Below are 15,950 nucleotides of genomic sequence, written 5' to 3' on the forward strand. Positions count from 1 at the left end.
GATTTTTTAAAGTTAGCCCGTTACTGATGATACGTCATTGAACGCTGCTGCATATTGGTCAACGAAATGTCGGCCTGCTTCGAGACCATCCTGATAATCATGTTCCAGTTGGAAAGGCTTACTCAGTAACGCACTGCTTGAAAGAGGCTGTTTTGGCGCGAGTTGAATAAGCTCAGTGCGGACAGGAGGATGGGACATAAATTCAATCGCTTCCTGATACGTTTGAAAATGCCGTGTTAGCATTTCCAACATATCCGCATTCAATTTCTGTCCAGATAAAGCGTGAAGACGATAAATCGAATCACCGCCAAATAGCCAACGGCCACCATTCTGGCTTTTATGCTTTGGCATCATGTCTTTGAGGCGATGCCAAATAGGTTCTGGCGTCTTCTCTCTATACCTCTCCCTGATTTCTTCCAACCGGTGTGAAAGTTGGTCATGGAAGTCTGAAAGTTTCTCCATGCGATCTTCAATGTTCAATCTCGCAAGGTACTCAGGAAGCCGTTTTTCCATTCTTCCCCGTAAGTTTTCTGCAAAAGCTGAACTCATTGGCGATTTATCTTCGACAACAGGCTCGGTACGGATCACCACAACAATATCTGCGCCACGGTTGAACGCTTCTCTTGCGGGAATAGCACCAGTGACACCACCATCAACAAAGAATTGGTCTTCAATGCCCACCGCTGAGGGATACAACATGGGGATCGCGCAAGTGGCTTTCATGACATCAAGCCAGTTGTCTTCAAACATACGGAAGAAGTGCGGTTCGAGGGTGTGTGTATTCGTCGCGCAGGCGTAAGCGCTTCGGTTAGACAAGGTAGTCAGTGCATTTTCTAAACGTAGCCCTTCCGGGTGGTTTGGACTCGCCATTTCCAGCGCCCAGTCCAGATCCATGAATTGCTGCCGACGCACATACTTCATCAGGTTGAAGAAGCGATCGTGCGTGGTGTACTCAGTAATGAAATGATGCCCGAAACCGCGTTGGCGGGTGATATAAGAAGCAAGGTTGAGTGCACCGGCAGAGGTACCGATATAGATTTCAAACGGGTCGAAACCTGCATCGAGAAAACTGTCTAATACTCCTGCTGTGAAGACGCCTTTCTGTCCCCCACCTTGCGCAGCCAAAGCAATGCGCTTTTTGCGTTTAAGGGCGTGGTCAATCATAGGAGTAGCGGAAACGCTGTTGGATGGATAAGACGCTGAAAACGCAGTGTCTTTAGGGCTCTGCACAAGCACCTCTCGGTGTCATCATAGAATAGGCGCTATCTTACGCCTTCTCACTTGCCAAGAGCCAATGTTTTTATACAACTGAACGCTATGAGAAAACGATAGCGACAGTCGCGAAGGTAATGATGCCGCTCAATGCACAAAATACGGTAATCAGCGCAATTTTTAGATTAGTGTCCATTCTCTGACCCCTTAACGATAACACTTACGTTACATATACATAATGTAGGGAGATTATCACTGCAAGGCCTAATATTCAGTTTCCTATCTAAGATCGTTAAATCATTGAAGCAAATGTTTCATTATGTGACACAAAGCAAAGCCCCTGCCTATAAAGCCTCAACAGAATCTTTCACTGTCTTTGCGAGAGACTTAGCAAACACATTGAAACATCTCTTCCTCAAGGGAGGATTGAATAAATTTGATCTTAAATCCCAGCACATGCCTAAAAAAAGAACAATAAACTTCAATTTATCACCATATTTTATTTAACAGACCATTAACTAGCACTATTAGAGACACTTTGAAAATAGTTGCAAATTAGCCCTATTTTTTAGTGGATTAGATTTAGATAAAACTCATTAATCTTGATATTACCGATCGATGGGCGACAAGACCCTGTGCAGTTTTAACGACTTTTTAAGCTTTAAACTTCAAATTCGAACCAATACGCATTTTTGTTCATTTTTCACTCAAACAAACACGGGAAATAGATCGCAACTTTCTGCTAACAGAAACATCATCAATAGTTCATATCACTATCAATACGTCATTTACATCCAGAAACACACCACCCACATACACTTATACGGAATGATAACCAACAAAACAGCACGATCATAAGAGATTCACGCTATTGATTTAGTTGAAACCAATGCTTAATCTGCCTTTAACCTCACAGGCAGAAGATTATTTTGCCAAATCGTGAAGGGAAAAAATTCCAAACACAACATGGTTGAATCAGCACCCGCAACCAAGCGCTTCCAGAGCAGTAACAAAACCATTCAAATCTGTTCACGTCGACGCTAATAACACAGCGCAGCACAACAAGACGTTGTCTGCGTACATAAAAGGACGGGTGTTATCACCAACAAGGAGAAGTTATGACTAGAGAAGTCTGGGGCTCTCGCGCAGGATTTATCCTCGCGGCAGTAGGCTCCGCAATCGGCTTGGGGAACATCTGGCGTTTCCCATATATGGCTTACGAAAACGGCGGCGGCGCATTTTTTGTTCCTTACCTTTTCGCCATGCTGACCGCGGGTATTCCATTTATGATCATGGAGTTTGGCCTTGGCCATAAGCTTCGTGGTTCTGCACCGGTTGTCTTTTCAAAACTGAACACCAAGTTCGAATGGCTGGGCTGGTTCCAGGTAGGTATCGCAGCGGTTATCGCGGTTTACTACGTGGCGGTTATCGGCTGGGCAATGTCTTACGTTGGCTTTGCATTTGACCAAAGCTGGGGCACAGACACCAACGCCTTCTTCTTCAGCGAATACCTGAAGCTAGGCGAAAACTCACCAAGTAATCTGGGGAGCTGGCAGCTTCACATCGCGATTCCTATGACTATCGCATGGGCGATCACTTTTGCGGCAGTATTTACCGGCATCAAAGGCGGTATCGAGCGCGCAAACAAGATTTTGATGCCTGTACTCTTCATCATGGTTATCTTACTGATTGCACGCGTAGCTTTCCTGCCAGGTGCTGTTGAAGGTCTGAACTATCTGTTCACTCCTGATTTCAGCAAACTGACTGACGCGAAAGTTTGGTCAGCGGCTTACGGCCAGATCTTCTTCACACTGTCTGTTGGCTTTGCCATCATGCTGGCTTACTCGAGCTACCTGCCTAAGAAATCTGACGTGACGAACAATGCGTTCATGACCGTTCTGATCAACTGTGGTTTCTCCATTCTGGCCGGCGTACTTATCTTCTCTATCTTGGGCTACATGGCACAAGAGCAAGGTAAAGCGCTCACTGAAGTGGTAAGTGGCGGTGTTGGTTTAGCGTTCATTACGCTTCCACAAGCTATCAACCTGCTACCAGCACCTTACATCATTGGTCCACTGTTGTTCCTGGCACTGGTTGTTGCGGGTCTGAGCTCACACATTTCAATCATTGAAGCGGTGACGTCAGCGATTATCGACAAGCTGAACATCAGCCGTAAAGTCGCCGCCTCTGTCGTTTGTGGTACTGGTTTCGCGGTTTCTATGGCGTTTGCAACTAACGGTGGTCTGTTACTGCTGGATCTGGTTGACTACTTCATGAACAACGTCGCTCTGCTGGCAAGCTGTCTGATTGAGCTGGTTATCTTGGGCTGGTTGATCAAAGTGTCTGACATCCGTGACCACGTGAACAAAGTCTCTGAGTTCTCTGTAGGCGCTTGGCTGGAAGTGTGTGTACGCTTCGTAAGCCCACTGATGCTGGCTTGGATCGTCGGTACTAACCTGGTTAACACATTCAAAGAAGGTTACGGCGGCTACGAGCAAAGCGATCTGCTGATGCTGGGCTGGGGTCTGACAGCTGCTCTGGCTATCGTAGGTATCATCGTAAATATCGTATCTCGTCCTGCTAAGGATTCAGCGGAAGAAGACGCACAGGAGGCAAACGTATGACAACAGGTGCAATCATTATGATGCTGATTGGTTTCGGCATTACCTGGGGTGGCGCAGCATACTGCATCAGCCGCGCAATGAACTCGGATAAATAATCCGGACCCAGAAAGTACAGAACCCCGGCCAATGCCGGGGTTCTTTTTTGTCCAAATCAACCATTTGTTTGATCCCATCCACTCAATTTGGGCGTGCCTCGCTAGAATCAAGACATTTTCTCTAAGATAATAACGTGATACTTGTCGAGAATAAGGGGAAGACCTTTCATGGTTAATCAGAAGCGGATCCTGGTGGTGGATGACGATTTAGAAATCCGCGAACTGCTTCAAGAGTATCTGTCCAAAGCGGGATACGATGTCACGACCGCGCAGAACGGGCAGGAAATGAAAGCGAAACTCGCCGTTCAATACCCAGATCTCATCCTTCTCGACATTATGCTGCCCGGTGATGATGGATTCACGCTGTGTAAATATGTTCGACAAGACTCGAGCGTGCCTATCATCATGCTTACTGCAGTTTCCGATGAAACTGACCAGATCATTGGTCTGGAACTTGGTGCGGATGACTATATTGCCAAGCCGTTCAGCCCTCGCCAATTGGTTGCCCGAATCCGTGCCCTACTTCGCCGCACCCAGCAATTGCAGGAAACCACCATGTCCAAGCCAAAAGCGATTCGTTTCGCGCAGTGGCGCTTGGACCCTGTCACACAACGACTCAATCATCAGGTCACCGGTCAGGAAGTAGAAATGACTTCAGCAGATTTTGCCCTGCTGATGCTGTTTATTGAAAACCCCAACTCGCTGATGGACAGAAACGCGATTTCTAACGCGACACGTGGCCGCGACGCACAACCTCAAGAACGTGGCATTGATGTTCAGGTCAGTCGACTACGCCAAAGACTAAAAGATAACGGCCGCCAATCCACCATCATCAAAACCGTTCGTGGTAACGGCTACATGTTTGTCGCAGACATTACCTATGAGTCTTAACTTAAAATCTTACTTCTGGCCGCGTTCGCTGCTTTCGCGGACCTTGTTACTCACGGTACTGTCAGTGATCCTTGCACAAAGTGTGGCCAGTTTCTTCTGGTACACCCAGTCCAAGGAACGCGAAGTGGAAGGTTTGAAATCGGCATCTGAAAGCATGGCGCAGATGTTTGCTTCCACCACTACCTTCTTCCAGTCATTGCCACTCGAATACCGACATATCGCTCTGGACCAACTCCGTAATATGGGTGGTGCACGCTTTTTCGTCTCATTTAACACGGAAGAAATCCGCATCACGCCAATGCCGGATACTCGTTCAAAACTCGAGGCGATTAGCACCATTGAAAGCGTGCTAAAAAAAGAACTGCCCAATGTTGATCAAATCAAAGTGGATTTTTCCCGCCCTGAAACCTTGCGCGTTTTGAACAACAGCTTGTTGCTGTCTGACCTTCCGAAGTCCTGGGCGCATCACACGCTGAGCTTGGAACCCCTAAATCCGCCGATTCTGGTTGTGCAAATTGAACTCACCGAAGGGCAATGGGTATACATCGCTGCGATCCTGCCCGCTCCGTATGTGACTTTGGAAAATGATCTGATTAACGCGGATCAAATCGTCTTCCTGTTTGCGATTACCACGCTGCTTCTGGTCTTTACCTTTACGCTGATCCGCAATCAAACCCGGCCATTAAAGCGACTCGCACAAGCAGCAAACCGACTGAGCACCGATATCGAACAGCCAGAATTGGTCGAAGAAGGTGCCAGTGAAATTACAACAGTAACCCGAGCTTTTAACCTGATGCAGAAACGCCTTCAGCGTTACATGCATGACAGGGAAAAACTGTTTGGTTCTATCTCTCACGATTTGAAGACGCCAATCACCCGTTTACGTCTTCGTGCTGAGTTGATTGACGATGAAGTTCAGGCTACCAAGATCAACAAAGACCTTGATGAACTTGAGATCATGGTAAAAGGCGCTCTCCAGACGGTGAAAGACACTGACATTCATGAGAACGTATCGGCGCTTGATGTCGTGCAAATTCTGAACACTATCGCCGAGGTACATAACCAGCAACGGTTGAGGGTAAACATTACCGGCGAACAGCTGCGTCCATTTTACTGTAAGCCTTTGGCGTTCAAGCGCTGCCTGACTAACCTCATCGATAACGGAGTGAAGTACGGCGATGAGGTTATGGTTTATGTTCATGATGGCGAGAAGTCTCTCGATATCACTTTGATGGACAATGGCCCGGGCGTTCCTGACGAATTCCTCAAAAAGGTTTTTGACCCTTATTTCCGTCTACATACAGATTTGCACGGAACTGGCCTCGGCTTAGGTATCGCAAAAAATATCATTCGCGCACATGGTGGTGAAATCATTCTTTCCAACCGCAAGGAAGGCGGTCTGCAAATCGACATCGCTTTCCCCAGGACCTGAATTATGAAGAGATTTTCCCCCCTTTTCTTGGCACTCGGCCTCACTTTTTCTGCTCAGGCAAGTGACGGCAATGATGTAGAAGTTCTCCACTGGTGGACAAGTGGCGGCGAGGCCCGCTCCGTCGACACGCTTAAAGAGATGATGAAACGCGAAGGCCATGTCTGGCGTGACTTTGCTGTCGCAGGCCGTGCTGGCGAAAGTGCTATCAACACCCTTCGCATTCGTGCTCTATCAGGCAATCCGCCCGACGCGGCGCAAATCAAGGGCCCTGAAATTCAGGAGTGGGGAAAGCTGGGCTTCCTTGCCAGCGTCGATGATGTCGCCAAGGAACAACGTTGGAACGAACTGGTTCCCCACCGCGTCAGCGATTACCTTAAAGTAGATGGCCACTATGTCGCAGTGCCTTTTAACATTCACCGCGTCAATTGGTTGTGGGCCAATGCTGATGTTTTGAATAAAGTTGGTGTTCAGCCACCGCAAACACTCGACGAGTTCTTTTCTGTTGCCGAAAAAATTAAAGCTGCAGGCTATATCCCACTGGCACTTGGCAATGAGCCCTGGCAGGAAACCACGCTTTTTGAGCTAATCGCACTCGCTGTGATGGGCACAGATGAATTTCACAAAGCCTTTATTGAACAGGACAGCGACGCGCTAACCAGTAACAAAATGCGCGAGACCCTTGAGGTTTTCCGCCGCATGAAGCAATACACAGACATTGATTCGCCGGGGCGCAACTGGAGCGACACCACGTCTCTAGTGATCGATGGAAAAGCGGCGATGCAAATGATGGGGGACTGGGCAAAAGGCGAATTTCTGGCCGCAGGGAAGCAGGCTGGTAAGGATTTCCTTTGTATTCCTGCGCCGGGCACTGCCAATCAGTTTTCTTTCAACATCGACAGCTTTGTTTTCTTCAAAAATGGCGCAACGCAGACCACAGAATCCCAGAAAATGCTGGCGAAATTAATTCTCGACCCAGACTTCCAGCGAGAATTTAATCTCAGTAAGGGCTCCATCCCAGTGCGTGTCGATATTGATATGGAAGGTTTTGACGCCTGTGCACAAGACTCTATGCAGGCATTTTTGCGCGCCGCGGCCACCGACAATCTGGTTGCCAGCCTGTCCCACAACATGGCGATTGGCCGTGCGTCCCAAATTGCGCTGTTTGATGTGATCAGCCGCTTCTTCAACGACGACAATGTCGACATTGACGAAACCATGCGACACATTCGCGCAGCCGTTTTGGCTGATCGACTGTAACAACGCCACCTTTAGACTCCACTTTTCTATTCGTGCCCCTTATCACAGGGGCACTATTCAAAAGCTGTTGATATAACTAACCTGCTCACACTACACACTTTCGACACCGAAACTTAATCTCTTTGTCAAACCTGGCATCTACTCTTTGCGACGCGTTCTAAGTTGGCGGGAACTCACACATTTTATTTGCGAGTAAAGACACGCAAACTAGGCGGTGCTATAACAAAACCGCAACATAACGCTCATATGCTCTAACCTCCCGCTCGAACGAGCAAACACACTTTCTAAATGGAAAGCCGATACGGCAATAGAAGTTCGTCAGACAAGGAGTAAACCATGAAGCTAGGTCAATTAGCAGCACTAACCTCTGTATCACTGCTGCTGGCATCCCCATCTTACGCTGCAACAGAAATCGAGTGGTGGCACGCGATGGGTGGCAATCTCGGTGAGAAAGTGAACGAGATTGCAGATAAGTTTAATGCAAGCCAAAGCGATTACGTTGTTAAGCCTGTGTACAAAGGCAATTACACGGAAACAATGACAGGTGCTGTTGCCGCATTCCGTGCAAAACAGCAACCAGAAATTGTTCAGGTTTTTGAAGTTGGTACTGCGACCATGATGGGCGCGAAAGGTGCTATCTATCCTGTGTACCAATTGATGGAAAACACCAAAACAGAATTCGACCCTTCTGCTTACCTAGCATCAGTAACCGGTTATTACACCGACAGCGACGGCAACATGCTGTCTATGCCATTTAACAGTTCTACCCCAGTGCTTTACTACAACAAAGACCTGTTCGCTAAAGCAGGTGTCGAGCCACCAAAAACGTGGGAAGAAATGGACGCCGTAGCAGACAAGCTGCTGGCAAACGGTGCGAAATGTGGTTTCACCACGGGCTGGCAATCCTGGACACAAATCGAGAACTTCGGAGCGCGCCACAATGCACCTATCGCTACTGCTAATAATGGTTTCGACAGCACAGATGCCAAGCTGCTGATCAACGATAAAATCTTCGTTGACCACATCGCTCAACTGGCAGAATGGCAAAAAGACGGCACCTTTAAATACGGCGGCCGCCGTTCAGACAGTGCGCCACTGTTCTACAGCGGTGAGTGTGCCATGTACATCAACTCTTCAGCGTCTTACGCGGGCATTAAAGGCAACGTGAAAGACTTTGAGTTCGGTGTGTCACCATTGCCTTACTACTCCTCTAAGATCAAAACCCCACAGAACTCCATCATCGGTGGTGCAACCCTGTGGGTACTGCAAGGCCATGACAAGAAAGACTACGACGGTGTCGCTAAGTTCTTCAAATTCATGTCCAGCGCGGAAAACCAAGCCGACTGGCATCAGTTCACAGGTTATCTGCCAATCACTCACGCAGCGTACGACCTGAGTAAGAAACAAGGTTTCTACAACGAAAACCCAGGGACTGACGTGGCGATTGTTCAGATGACATCTGTTGAGCCGACTCCTGCTTCCAAAGGTATTCGCCTCGGTAACTTTGTGCAGATCCGTGATGTGATCAACGAAGAGCTGGAAAACGTTTGGTCTGGCGAAGCCTCTGCACAAGATGCAATGGATAAAGCCGTTAAGCGCGGAAACGTACTGCTGGCAAAATTCGCAAAAGCGAACAAGTAATACGCTCACCGTAATACCGGGGGGATATATCCCCCCGCTGATCCACATAATTACAATAAGCAGGTTGTTATGGATAACAAACCCGTCTTTCACAACGTCTGGTTACCCGTACTGCTGCTCGCCCCTCAATTGGTCATCACTTTTATTTTTTTCCTGTGGCCAGCGGGACAAGCAGTATGGCAATCCACGTTATTGGAAGATCCCTTCGGGTTAAGTACAGAATTCGTAGGCTTAGAGAACTTCTTTGAGCTTTTTGAAGACAGTGCTTACTTCTCGTCATTTGGCACCACCCTATTCTTCAGCTTCGCAGTCGCAGCATTAGCGCTTTTCGTCTCTTTGCTGCTGGCGGTCATGGCCGACCACATTATCAAAGGCGCCACTGCCTATAAGACCTTACTTATCTGGCCTTACGCGGTTGCACCCGCGGTTGCAGGTGTGCTTTGGCTGTTTATGTTTAACCCAACGGTAGGCGTATTGGCACATGCCATGGCAGCCGTAGGGATAGACTGGAACCCCTTTATCAACGGGGGCGATGGCATGTTTATGGTTATCGTCGCAGCAACGTGGAAACAGATAAGTTACAACTTTCTGTTCTTCCTCGCCGGATTGCAGTCTATTCCCCGTTCACTGATCGAAGCGGCAGCGATTGATGGTGCAGGCCCGGCGAAGCGATTCTTTACCATTGTGTTCCCACTGCTTTCGCCAACCTCTTTCTTCCTTCTGGTCGTGAACTTGGTTTATGCCTTCTTTGACACCTTCGGCGTTATCCATGCAATGACACAAGGTGGCCCTGGCGACTCGACCACAACGCTGGTTTACAAGGTTTATGCCGATGGCTTTGTGGGACTGAACTTAGGTTCGTCTTCCGCACAGTCTGTCCTTCTGATGATTCTGGTCGGCGTGCTGACCGTCATTCAGTTCAAATACGTTGAGAAGAAGGTGGCTTACTGATGGTAGAAAGAAGACCGTTACTGACATTCTTCAGCCACTTCATTCTCATTCTGGGTGTGCTGGCCGTCGCCTTGCCTGTCTGGCTCGCATTGACGGCAGCAACACACGACAGTAAAGAGTTTGTGAGTGGCATGACACCGCTTTGGTTCGGTGATCGTGGTTTTGAGGTTTTCCATGAAATCCTCACAGAAGGTACATCACGTGAACTGGATATCAGCGTAGCTGGGATGCTATGGAACTCGACGTTGATGGCACTTGGAATCGCCTTCGGCAAGCTTTCCATTTCCATTCTGTCAGCCTATGCCGTGGTGTACTTCCGTTTCCCTGGCCGTATGCTGGCGTTTTGGGTGATCTTCATGACCCTGATGTTACCTGTAGAAGTTCGTATTATGCCGACTTTTCAGGTCATCGCCGATCTCAGCATGCTGAACACCATGTCTGGCCTGACTATCCCGCTAATCGCCAGTGCTACCGCGACTTTCCTGTTCCGCCAGTTTTTCATGACGGTACCGGGCGAGTTGTTGGAAGCCGCTCGAATTGATGGCGCAGGGCCGATCAAATTCTTCTTTGATATTCTCCTGCCGCTTTCGAGAACCAATATCGCAGCACTATTCGTGATTACGTTCATTTACGGCTGGAACCAATATCTATGGCCTCTGCTGATAACCACCGAAGATAACTACTACACCATCGTGATGAGTATCCAACGCATGTTGGCTGTCGGTGATGGCGAAGTGGAATGGAACAAGGTGATGGCAACGACGCTACTCGCCATGATCCCGCCTGTACTCGTGGTGCTTGGCATGCAAAGGCTGTTCGTGAAAGGCCTGGTAGAAACTGAAAAATAATAAAGAATTAAGCTTCACACAGAGGATGCGTGAATGGCGACAATGACACTCGACCAAATTAAAAAAGTTTACCCCAACGGTTTTAAAGCAATTCACGGGGTAGATTTAGACATCGCAGATGGCGAAATGATTGTGCTGGTAGGCCCAAGTGGCTGCGGCAAATCCACTCTACTCCGCATGATTGCTGGGTTGGAAACCATATCGGACGGCGCCTTATCAATAGGTGGAGACCGCGTAAACGAAAAAGAACCCGGCGAGCGCGACATCGCCATGGTGTTCCAGAACTACGCACTATATCCGCACATGACAGTGTTCAATAACATGGCGTATGGCCTGAGAAACCGTGGCGTTCCTAAAGATCAGATAGAAACATCGGTCAACGAAGTGGCAAAGATGCTGGAGCTTGACCATCTGCTGACCCGCAGACCGTCTCAGCTTTCCGGTGGTCAGCGTCAACGTGTGGCTATGGGGCGTGCCATTGTGCGTCGTCCAAAAGCGTTTTTGTTTGATGAACCGCTTTCCAACCTCGACGCCAAACTGCGTGTGCAAATGCGCTTGGAAATCAAAAAGCTCCAGCGCTCGCTGAATACCACATCTATCTACGTCACCCACGATCAAGTGGAAGCTATGACACTGGCGGATCGTCTGGTGGTACTAAGTGCTGGTAACGTCGAACAGGTTGGCACACCGCTGGAAGTTTATGACACCCCTGCCTCTCTGTTCGTAGCGACATTTATTGGCAGCCCGTCGATGAACATTCTTGAAGGCTCAGTGAATGGTGGAAAGCTGACCTTGAGCAATGGGGAATCCATTACGGATTCGAATCTTGAAGATTGTAGCCTTTACATCGGGTTGCGTCCTGAGCATCTCCAGATTGCCGAGAACCCGGACAACAAGCAACTCACGATGAAGGTAACACTCACCGAATCTTTGGGTGCAGACTTACTGGTTTACGGTACGCTGGGTGATTCTGACCAGCAAATGACGCTGCGTGTTGAGGGGCATGTGGTGGTTGAGGATGGCGCATCGTTACCTCTGAATATCGACACTAAAAACATTCACCTGTTCGATAGAGAAACTGAAAAACGCATCGAAAGCTAACCCCTCTATTTGTCACAATCTGAGCAACTGAGAGATCTCTCGCTTGGATTGTGACAATCCACTAATTCCAGAGAAAATTTTCGTTTTTATTCTTCGGTCGCTAACATTACCATTACGACTATAAAATATCTGTAGCGTCAATGCCAAAGAAAGAACGCCACAGAAACAACCTTCGACCAAAAGGATTTAAAAATGCGTCGTTCAGCCCTGATCCTCATCGCCACTTTGGTGCCTGGTATTTCGTTTGCGAAAGACATCGAACAACTGGACAAGCTCTGTGTTAGCCAGAAGTATCACAACTATGTAGATGCCTCGATCACCTGGTACGAAAACCTTGTCGACCTGACTATTAAGAAAGACCCTAAACTGGAAGGCGTTGCGGGTTGGTTCCTTGAAGGTCGCCGTAACCACTTCATGCTTAACGAAGAAGCGTTTGACTACTATCTGGAAAACGACCCAAGCAAACTTAACTTTGATGCTCCAGTGGAATCTTGGTTGGATTTGTCTCAAGAGGACGTAAAGATTCTTAGCAGCTCACAAGGCGAACTAGCGGATGCAGCGAAGAAAGTCTTCGAATTCCGTCAGGGTAAAGCCCACGAAGGTAACTACGATCTTCGCTCGGCTCTCGCATCCCTGCTCAGCCACCCCAAAGAAATCGATGTACCGTTGACTCAGTACAACGATGCGATGATGAAGCTGGCTGAGACCAGTTGCGATAAGCAATAACAACCGCGCGCTAAGCTTTACAAAGGTCACCTAAATGGTGGCCTTTGTCTCAACTCCCAAGATTTCTACCCTTTGATATCGACCAAGCCCACGTCTTTCCTGTGTTGTAACTTCGGCGAACATCGTGTAGAAAAGCCCATTATTAGAAAATAAAGAACCTCGGATGGTTACAGAAACTAAGACGGCGGAAGCGTCCCTGGAAAGCCTCCACCGTATTTTTACCGTGCCCGAAGCGCCCGATTCCACCTTGGGCAAAATCGAGCAGGAAATTTCCCAAAACCTGAATCGCTTTTTGCAGAATCATATTGCTGCGACAGATTCATCTCTCACTGATATCGAAAAAGATTTCAGCAACCCGTTGATCCCTGAAAAACCAACCTTCGTTTCCGAACACACCGAGTTTTTGCTGGATAAACTGGTTGCCCAATCGGTTCATACCTCATCGCCACGCTTTATTGGTCACATGACATCAGCGCTCCCCTACTTCCTGATGCCGCTGTCCAAGATCATGATTGGCCTTAACCAGAACACGGTCAAGATCGAAACCTCAAAGGCATTCACGCCACTCGAGCGTCAGGTGCTGGGCATGCTCCACAACCTGATTTACGACCGTGATGACCCGTTCTATGAAAGCTGGATGCACAGCGCTGAACACTCCCTTGGGGCATTTTGCTCCGGCGGGACAATCGCCAATATCACGGCTTTGTGGGTAGCACGCAATGCTGCACTGAAAGCGGATGGCGATTTCAAAGGCGTGGCTGAAGAAGGTCTGTTCCGCGCCATGCGCCATTATGGCTATGACGATCTGGCTATTCTGGTCTCTGAGCGCGGGCACTATTCCCTGAAGAAGTCTGCTGACGTGCTTGGTATTGGGCGCCAGTCTCTGGTTGCGATTCCAACCGACGAGAACAACCGAATCCGTATTGATAAGCTCAAAGAGAAAGTTGCTGAGCTGAAAGCGAAAAACACCAAGGTATTTGCACTGGTTGGCGTTGCTGGCACGACCGAGACCGGGAATATCGACCCGCTTGACGCCATGGCAGAAATTGCTGAGCGTGAAGGCATTCATTTTCATGTGGATGCAGCCTGGGGCGGTGCAAGTTTGATGTCCAACAACCAGCGACAAAAACTCAAAGGCATTGAACGCGCTGATTCGGTGACCATTGATGCACACAAGCAGCTATATGTGCCAATGGGTGCGGGCATGGTGATTTTCAAAGACCCTTCTATGGTCTCTGCGATTGAGCATCACGCCAACTACATCCTGCGTAAAGGCTCTAAAGACCTCGGCAGCCACACGCTCGAAGGGTCTCGTAGCGGCATGGCAATGCTGCTGTATGCAAGCTTGAATATCATCGGACGCGAAGGCTACGAGCTGCTGATTGATCAAAGCGTCGACAAGGCTGAGTACTTTGCTTCACTTATCGCTGAGCAACCAGACTTTGAAGTGGTAAGTAAGCCGGAGCTTTGCCTGCTCACATACCGCTTTGTACCAGAAGCAGTTAAGAAAGCGTTCGAAGTTGCCAATGACGCCCAACGTGAAATGCTCCACCAGCACCTCAACGATCTGACGGTTTTCATTCAAAAGCACCAACGCGAAGCCGGAAACACTTTCGTCTCCCGAACCACGTTAACGCCAGTCCAATTCGACAATCGCGCCACTATCGTATTCCGTGTGGTTTTAGCCAACCCGCTTACCACCAAAAACATCCTAGAAGAAGTGTTAGAGGAACAGAGAGCACTGGCAAAACAAAGCACAATCGCGTATCCCAAGCTTCTGGAACTTGCCGAACAAATCCTGAATTAATCTTCACAAAAGAAAGCCGCGAAAGCGGCTTTTTTGTTTCTCACTGCTTACGACTCATTGCTGCAACATGCTGATTTCAAATCGCTTGGCTAAGTACTGTTTCAAGAATACGGCTTGAAAGAAATCTGGCAGGAAGCCTATGACGAGGTCAAAGGTGTTGGCTGGGCTGACGTAACCAACTACTTCCTGACCAACAATATCTCCGGTGCCTGGTGTGGTTCTTTCTTTGCCAACACGGAGCGTTGGAATGCGCTGCCTGATCACTTGAAAGTGCTGTTCAATATGATGATGGATTCGTCGCACTACTACCGTCAACATTGGTACTGGGGCGGTGAAGCGAAGCTCAGAACCACAGGCACGAAAATGCAGCTGACCACGATTCCGGACGAGGAGTGGCGTCAGGTTGAACTGGAAGCCTATAAGTTCTGGGACGAAGTGGCTGAAACCAGTCCACGGGCAAAACGTGTAGTAGAAATCTTTAAAGAATATGCAGGGGTGATGGAGAAAGCAGGTAAACCTTACCGCTATTCCTGAGAATTGCGATACCGGAAATGAAAAAAACCAGCGTTGATAGGCCAATACCGACGCTGGTTTTCCTCGAGTTTTTACGTTGGCAGATTTAGAGTTCTGCCCTCTCATTAGTTTCCTTCAGCTGATAAAACCAAATGAAAGAAATGAAAGTCTTTTGGTTCAGAATCAGTCTGTAAGTGGCGGCCTTGCATTACTGACTGATTTTGAACACAGGGGTAATTTAGTACCTGATGAATAAGAAAACTGTGAGGTAAACAAGAAAGTTCCTTTATGTTTTATGCAGATGCAGCAATTTTGCGAGTCAGGTAATACTGTGGAAATAAGATCACAGTTGTGCTGAAAAATATGTACACCATTGGGCATTAACCCCTACGTAAAATCCGTGCTACACTCCGCTCTTCCGAGCTCATAGAGCCTCTTTTCACGTATTTCGCGGCGCGCTTCATTCCATTCCATGATCACTTGCTCCCGGCTTTCACCCCGCCCCATGTCACTGAATAGAAACCTATCAACCGTGTGATTAAATGCTTCCAGATCCATTTTTTCCTGATACACGACACCCATAAATTCAAAAGCCTGAGACTTCTCTTTATTACTGCCGATAACGGTAAACTGCTGCAGGGTATCCAGTGCCGCTTCATACTCACACTTGACGATTTGTTGCTCTGTCCCCAGCAACTTGCCATGCACACCATAGGTAGACACATAGCTGCAGCCGGAAACCATGCCCATTGTCATCAGACTCAGCAGTAACTTTTCATGAAAATCCTTATCAAAATGAGGCGGCAAATTTTTGTCGATGACTAAAAAACTTGCAATAATCAGGCCGATAAA

At 48.2% G+C, this 15,950-nt stretch carries 15 protein-coding genes; 12 read left to right on the forward strand and 3 right to left on the reverse strand.

All coding sequences use genetic code 11. The features are described 5' to 3' along the window. Positions 1 to 12 precede the first annotated feature (12 nt). The gene (locus tag G5S52_RS04035; RefSeq protein WP_165011891.1) at positions 13 to 1,230 is read right to left on the reverse strand and encodes a patatin-like phospholipase family protein; all 1,218 of its coding nucleotides are present in this window, start codon (positions 1,228 to 1,230) and stop codon (positions 13 to 15) included. Positions 1,231 to 1,315: 85 nt separating this feature from the next. After that, on the reverse strand, positions 1,316 to 1,408 hold the full coding sequence (gene cydH, locus G5S52_RS04040; protein ID WP_165011892.1) for a cytochrome bd-I oxidase subunit CydH: 93 nt from the start codon (positions 1,406 to 1,408) through the stop codon (positions 1,316 to 1,318). Between the two features lie 922 nt (positions 1,409 to 2,330). Between cydH and G5S52_RS04045 the strand changes: the two genes are divergently transcribed. The 12 genes from G5S52_RS04045 (at position 2,331) to G5S52_RS04100 (ending at position 15,119) form a co-directional block, all read left to right on the forward strand. Beyond that, positions 2,331 to 3,836: a sodium-dependent transporter gene (locus tag G5S52_RS04045; protein ID WP_165011893.1), complete on the forward strand. Its 1,506-nt coding sequence runs from the start codon at positions 2,331 to 2,333 to the stop codon at positions 3,834 to 3,836. Then, positions 3,833 to 3,931 (forward strand): MetS family NSS transporter small subunit, encoded by a 99-nt coding sequence (locus G5S52_RS04050; RefSeq protein ID WP_152442386.1) that lies wholly within the window; start codon positions 3,833 to 3,835, stop codon positions 3,929 to 3,931. Before G5S52_RS04045 ends, G5S52_RS04050 begins: the two co-directional genes overlap by 4 nt. A 168-nt stretch (positions 3,932 to 4,099) precedes the next feature. Beyond that, a complete protein-coding gene (locus tag G5S52_RS04055; protein ID WP_165011894.1) occupies positions 4,100 to 4,822 on the forward strand; it encodes a response regulator in 723 nt (240 codons plus the stop codon). Continuing rightward, positions 4,812 to 6,254, forward strand: a complete 1,443-nt coding sequence (locus tag G5S52_RS04060) for an ATP-binding protein (RefSeq protein WP_165011895.1) — start codon at positions 4,812 to 4,814, stop codon at positions 6,252 to 6,254. The genes G5S52_RS04055 and G5S52_RS04060 overlap by 11 nt, the downstream gene beginning before the upstream one ends. A 3-nt stretch (positions 6,255 to 6,257) precedes the next feature. Further along, positions 6,258 to 7,511, forward strand: coding sequence for an ABC transporter substrate-binding protein (locus G5S52_RS04065; RefSeq protein ID WP_165011896.1), 1,254 nt, complete (start codon positions 6,258 to 6,260; stop codon positions 7,509 to 7,511). A gap of 336 nt (positions 7,512 to 7,847) precedes the next feature. Then, positions 7,848 to 9,152 (forward strand): sn-glycerol-3-phosphate ABC transporter substrate-binding protein UgpB, encoded by a 1,305-nt coding sequence (gene ugpB / locus G5S52_RS04070; protein ID WP_165011897.1) that lies wholly within the window; start codon positions 7,848 to 7,850, stop codon positions 9,150 to 9,152. A gap of 69 nt (positions 9,153 to 9,221) precedes the next feature. Beyond that, positions 9,222 to 10,103 (forward strand): sn-glycerol-3-phosphate ABC transporter permease UgpA, encoded by an 882-nt coding sequence (ugpA, locus tag G5S52_RS04075; protein ID WP_165011898.1) that lies wholly within the window; start codon positions 9,222 to 9,224, stop codon positions 10,101 to 10,103. Continuing rightward, a complete protein-coding gene (gene ugpE, locus G5S52_RS04080; protein ID WP_165011899.1) occupies positions 10,103 to 10,951 on the forward strand; it encodes a sn-glycerol-3-phosphate ABC transporter permease UgpE in 849 nt (282 codons plus the stop codon). The genes ugpA and ugpE overlap by 1 nt, the downstream gene beginning before the upstream one ends. A 33-nt stretch (positions 10,952 to 10,984) precedes the next feature. Next, the gene (locus G5S52_RS04085) at positions 10,985 to 12,052 is read left to right on the forward strand and encodes a sn-glycerol-3-phosphate import ATP-binding protein UgpC (protein WP_165011900.1); all 1,068 of its coding nucleotides are present in this window, start codon (positions 10,985 to 10,987) and stop codon (positions 12,050 to 12,052) included. Between the two features lie 192 nt (positions 12,053 to 12,244). After that, positions 12,245 to 12,778: a hypothetical protein gene (locus G5S52_RS04090; protein WP_165011901.1), complete on the forward strand. Its 534-nt coding sequence runs from the start codon at positions 12,245 to 12,247 to the stop codon at positions 12,776 to 12,778. A gap of 163 nt (positions 12,779 to 12,941) precedes the next feature. Continuing rightward, positions 12,942 to 14,585: a pyridoxal-dependent aspartate 1-decarboxylase PanP gene (panP, locus tag G5S52_RS04095; RefSeq protein WP_165011902.1), complete on the forward strand. Its 1,644-nt coding sequence runs from the start codon at positions 12,942 to 12,944 to the stop codon at positions 14,583 to 14,585. A gap of 114 nt (positions 14,586 to 14,699) precedes the next feature. Beyond that, complete coding sequence (locus G5S52_RS04100; protein WP_235956082.1) at positions 14,700 to 15,119, forward strand: type 2 periplasmic-binding domain-containing protein; 420 nt, start codon at positions 14,700 to 14,702, stop codon at positions 15,117 to 15,119. 366 nt (positions 15,120 to 15,485) lie between these two features. On the opposite strand, the gene G5S52_RS04105 is transcribed toward G5S52_RS04100, so the two are convergent. After that, the gene (locus G5S52_RS04105) at positions 15,486 to 15,854 is read right to left on the reverse strand and encodes a hypothetical protein (RefSeq protein ID WP_165011903.1); all 369 of its coding nucleotides are present in this window, start codon (positions 15,852 to 15,854) and stop codon (positions 15,486 to 15,488) included. Between the last annotated feature and the right edge of the window lie 96 nt (positions 15,855 to 15,950).

Source organism: Grimontia sedimenti, from assembly GCF_011045095.1.
GTDB classification, from domain to species: Bacteria; Pseudomonadota; Gammaproteobacteria; order Enterobacterales; family Vibrionaceae; genus Enterovibrio; species Enterovibrio sedimenti.

What these genes read in the sequence shown, in the direction of transcription:
- ugpB (WP_165011897.1), top strand. Translation starts at nt 7,848, where the DNA reads ATGAAGCTAGGTCAATTAGCAGCACTAACCTCTGTATCACTGCTGCTG.
- cydH (WP_165011892.1), bottom strand. Translation starts at nt 1,408, where the DNA reads ATGGACACTAATCTAAAAATTGCGCTGATTACCGTATTTTGTGCATTG.
- G5S52_RS04060 (WP_165011895.1), top strand. Translation starts at nt 4,812, where the DNA reads ATGAGTCTTAACTTAAAATCTTACTTCTGGCCGCGTTCGCTGCTTTCG.
- G5S52_RS04105 (WP_165011903.1), bottom strand. Translation starts at nt 15,854, where the DNA reads ATGACAATGGGCATGGTTTCCGGCTGCAGCTATGTGTCTACCTATGGT.
- G5S52_RS04045 (WP_165011893.1), top strand. Translation starts at nt 2,331, where the DNA reads ATGACTAGAGAAGTCTGGGGCTCTCGCGCAGGATTTATCCTCGCGGCA.
- panP (WP_165011902.1), top strand. Translation starts at nt 12,942, where the DNA reads ATGGTTACAGAAACTAAGACGGCGGAAGCGTCCCTGGAAAGCCTCCAC.
- ugpE (WP_165011899.1), top strand. Translation starts at nt 10,103, where the DNA reads ATGGTAGAAAGAAGACCGTTACTGACATTCTTCAGCCACTTCATTCTC.
- G5S52_RS04090 (WP_165011901.1), top strand. Translation starts at nt 12,245, where the DNA reads ATGCGTCGTTCAGCCCTGATCCTCATCGCCACTTTGGTGCCTGGTATT.
- G5S52_RS04050 (WP_152442386.1), top strand. Translation starts at nt 3,833, where the DNA reads ATGACAACAGGTGCAATCATTATGATGCTGATTGGTTTCGGCATTACC.
- ugpA (WP_165011898.1), top strand. Translation starts at nt 9,222, where the DNA reads ATGGATAACAAACCCGTCTTTCACAACGTCTGGTTACCCGTACTGCTG.
- G5S52_RS04085 (WP_165011900.1), top strand. Translation starts at nt 10,985, where the DNA reads ATGGCGACAATGACACTCGACCAAATTAAAAAAGTTTACCCCAACGGT.
- G5S52_RS04055 (WP_165011894.1), top strand. Translation starts at nt 4,100, where the DNA reads ATGGTTAATCAGAAGCGGATCCTGGTGGTGGATGACGATTTAGAAATC.
- G5S52_RS04065 (WP_165011896.1), top strand. Translation starts at nt 6,258, where the DNA reads ATGAAGAGATTTTCCCCCCTTTTCTTGGCACTCGGCCTCACTTTTTCT.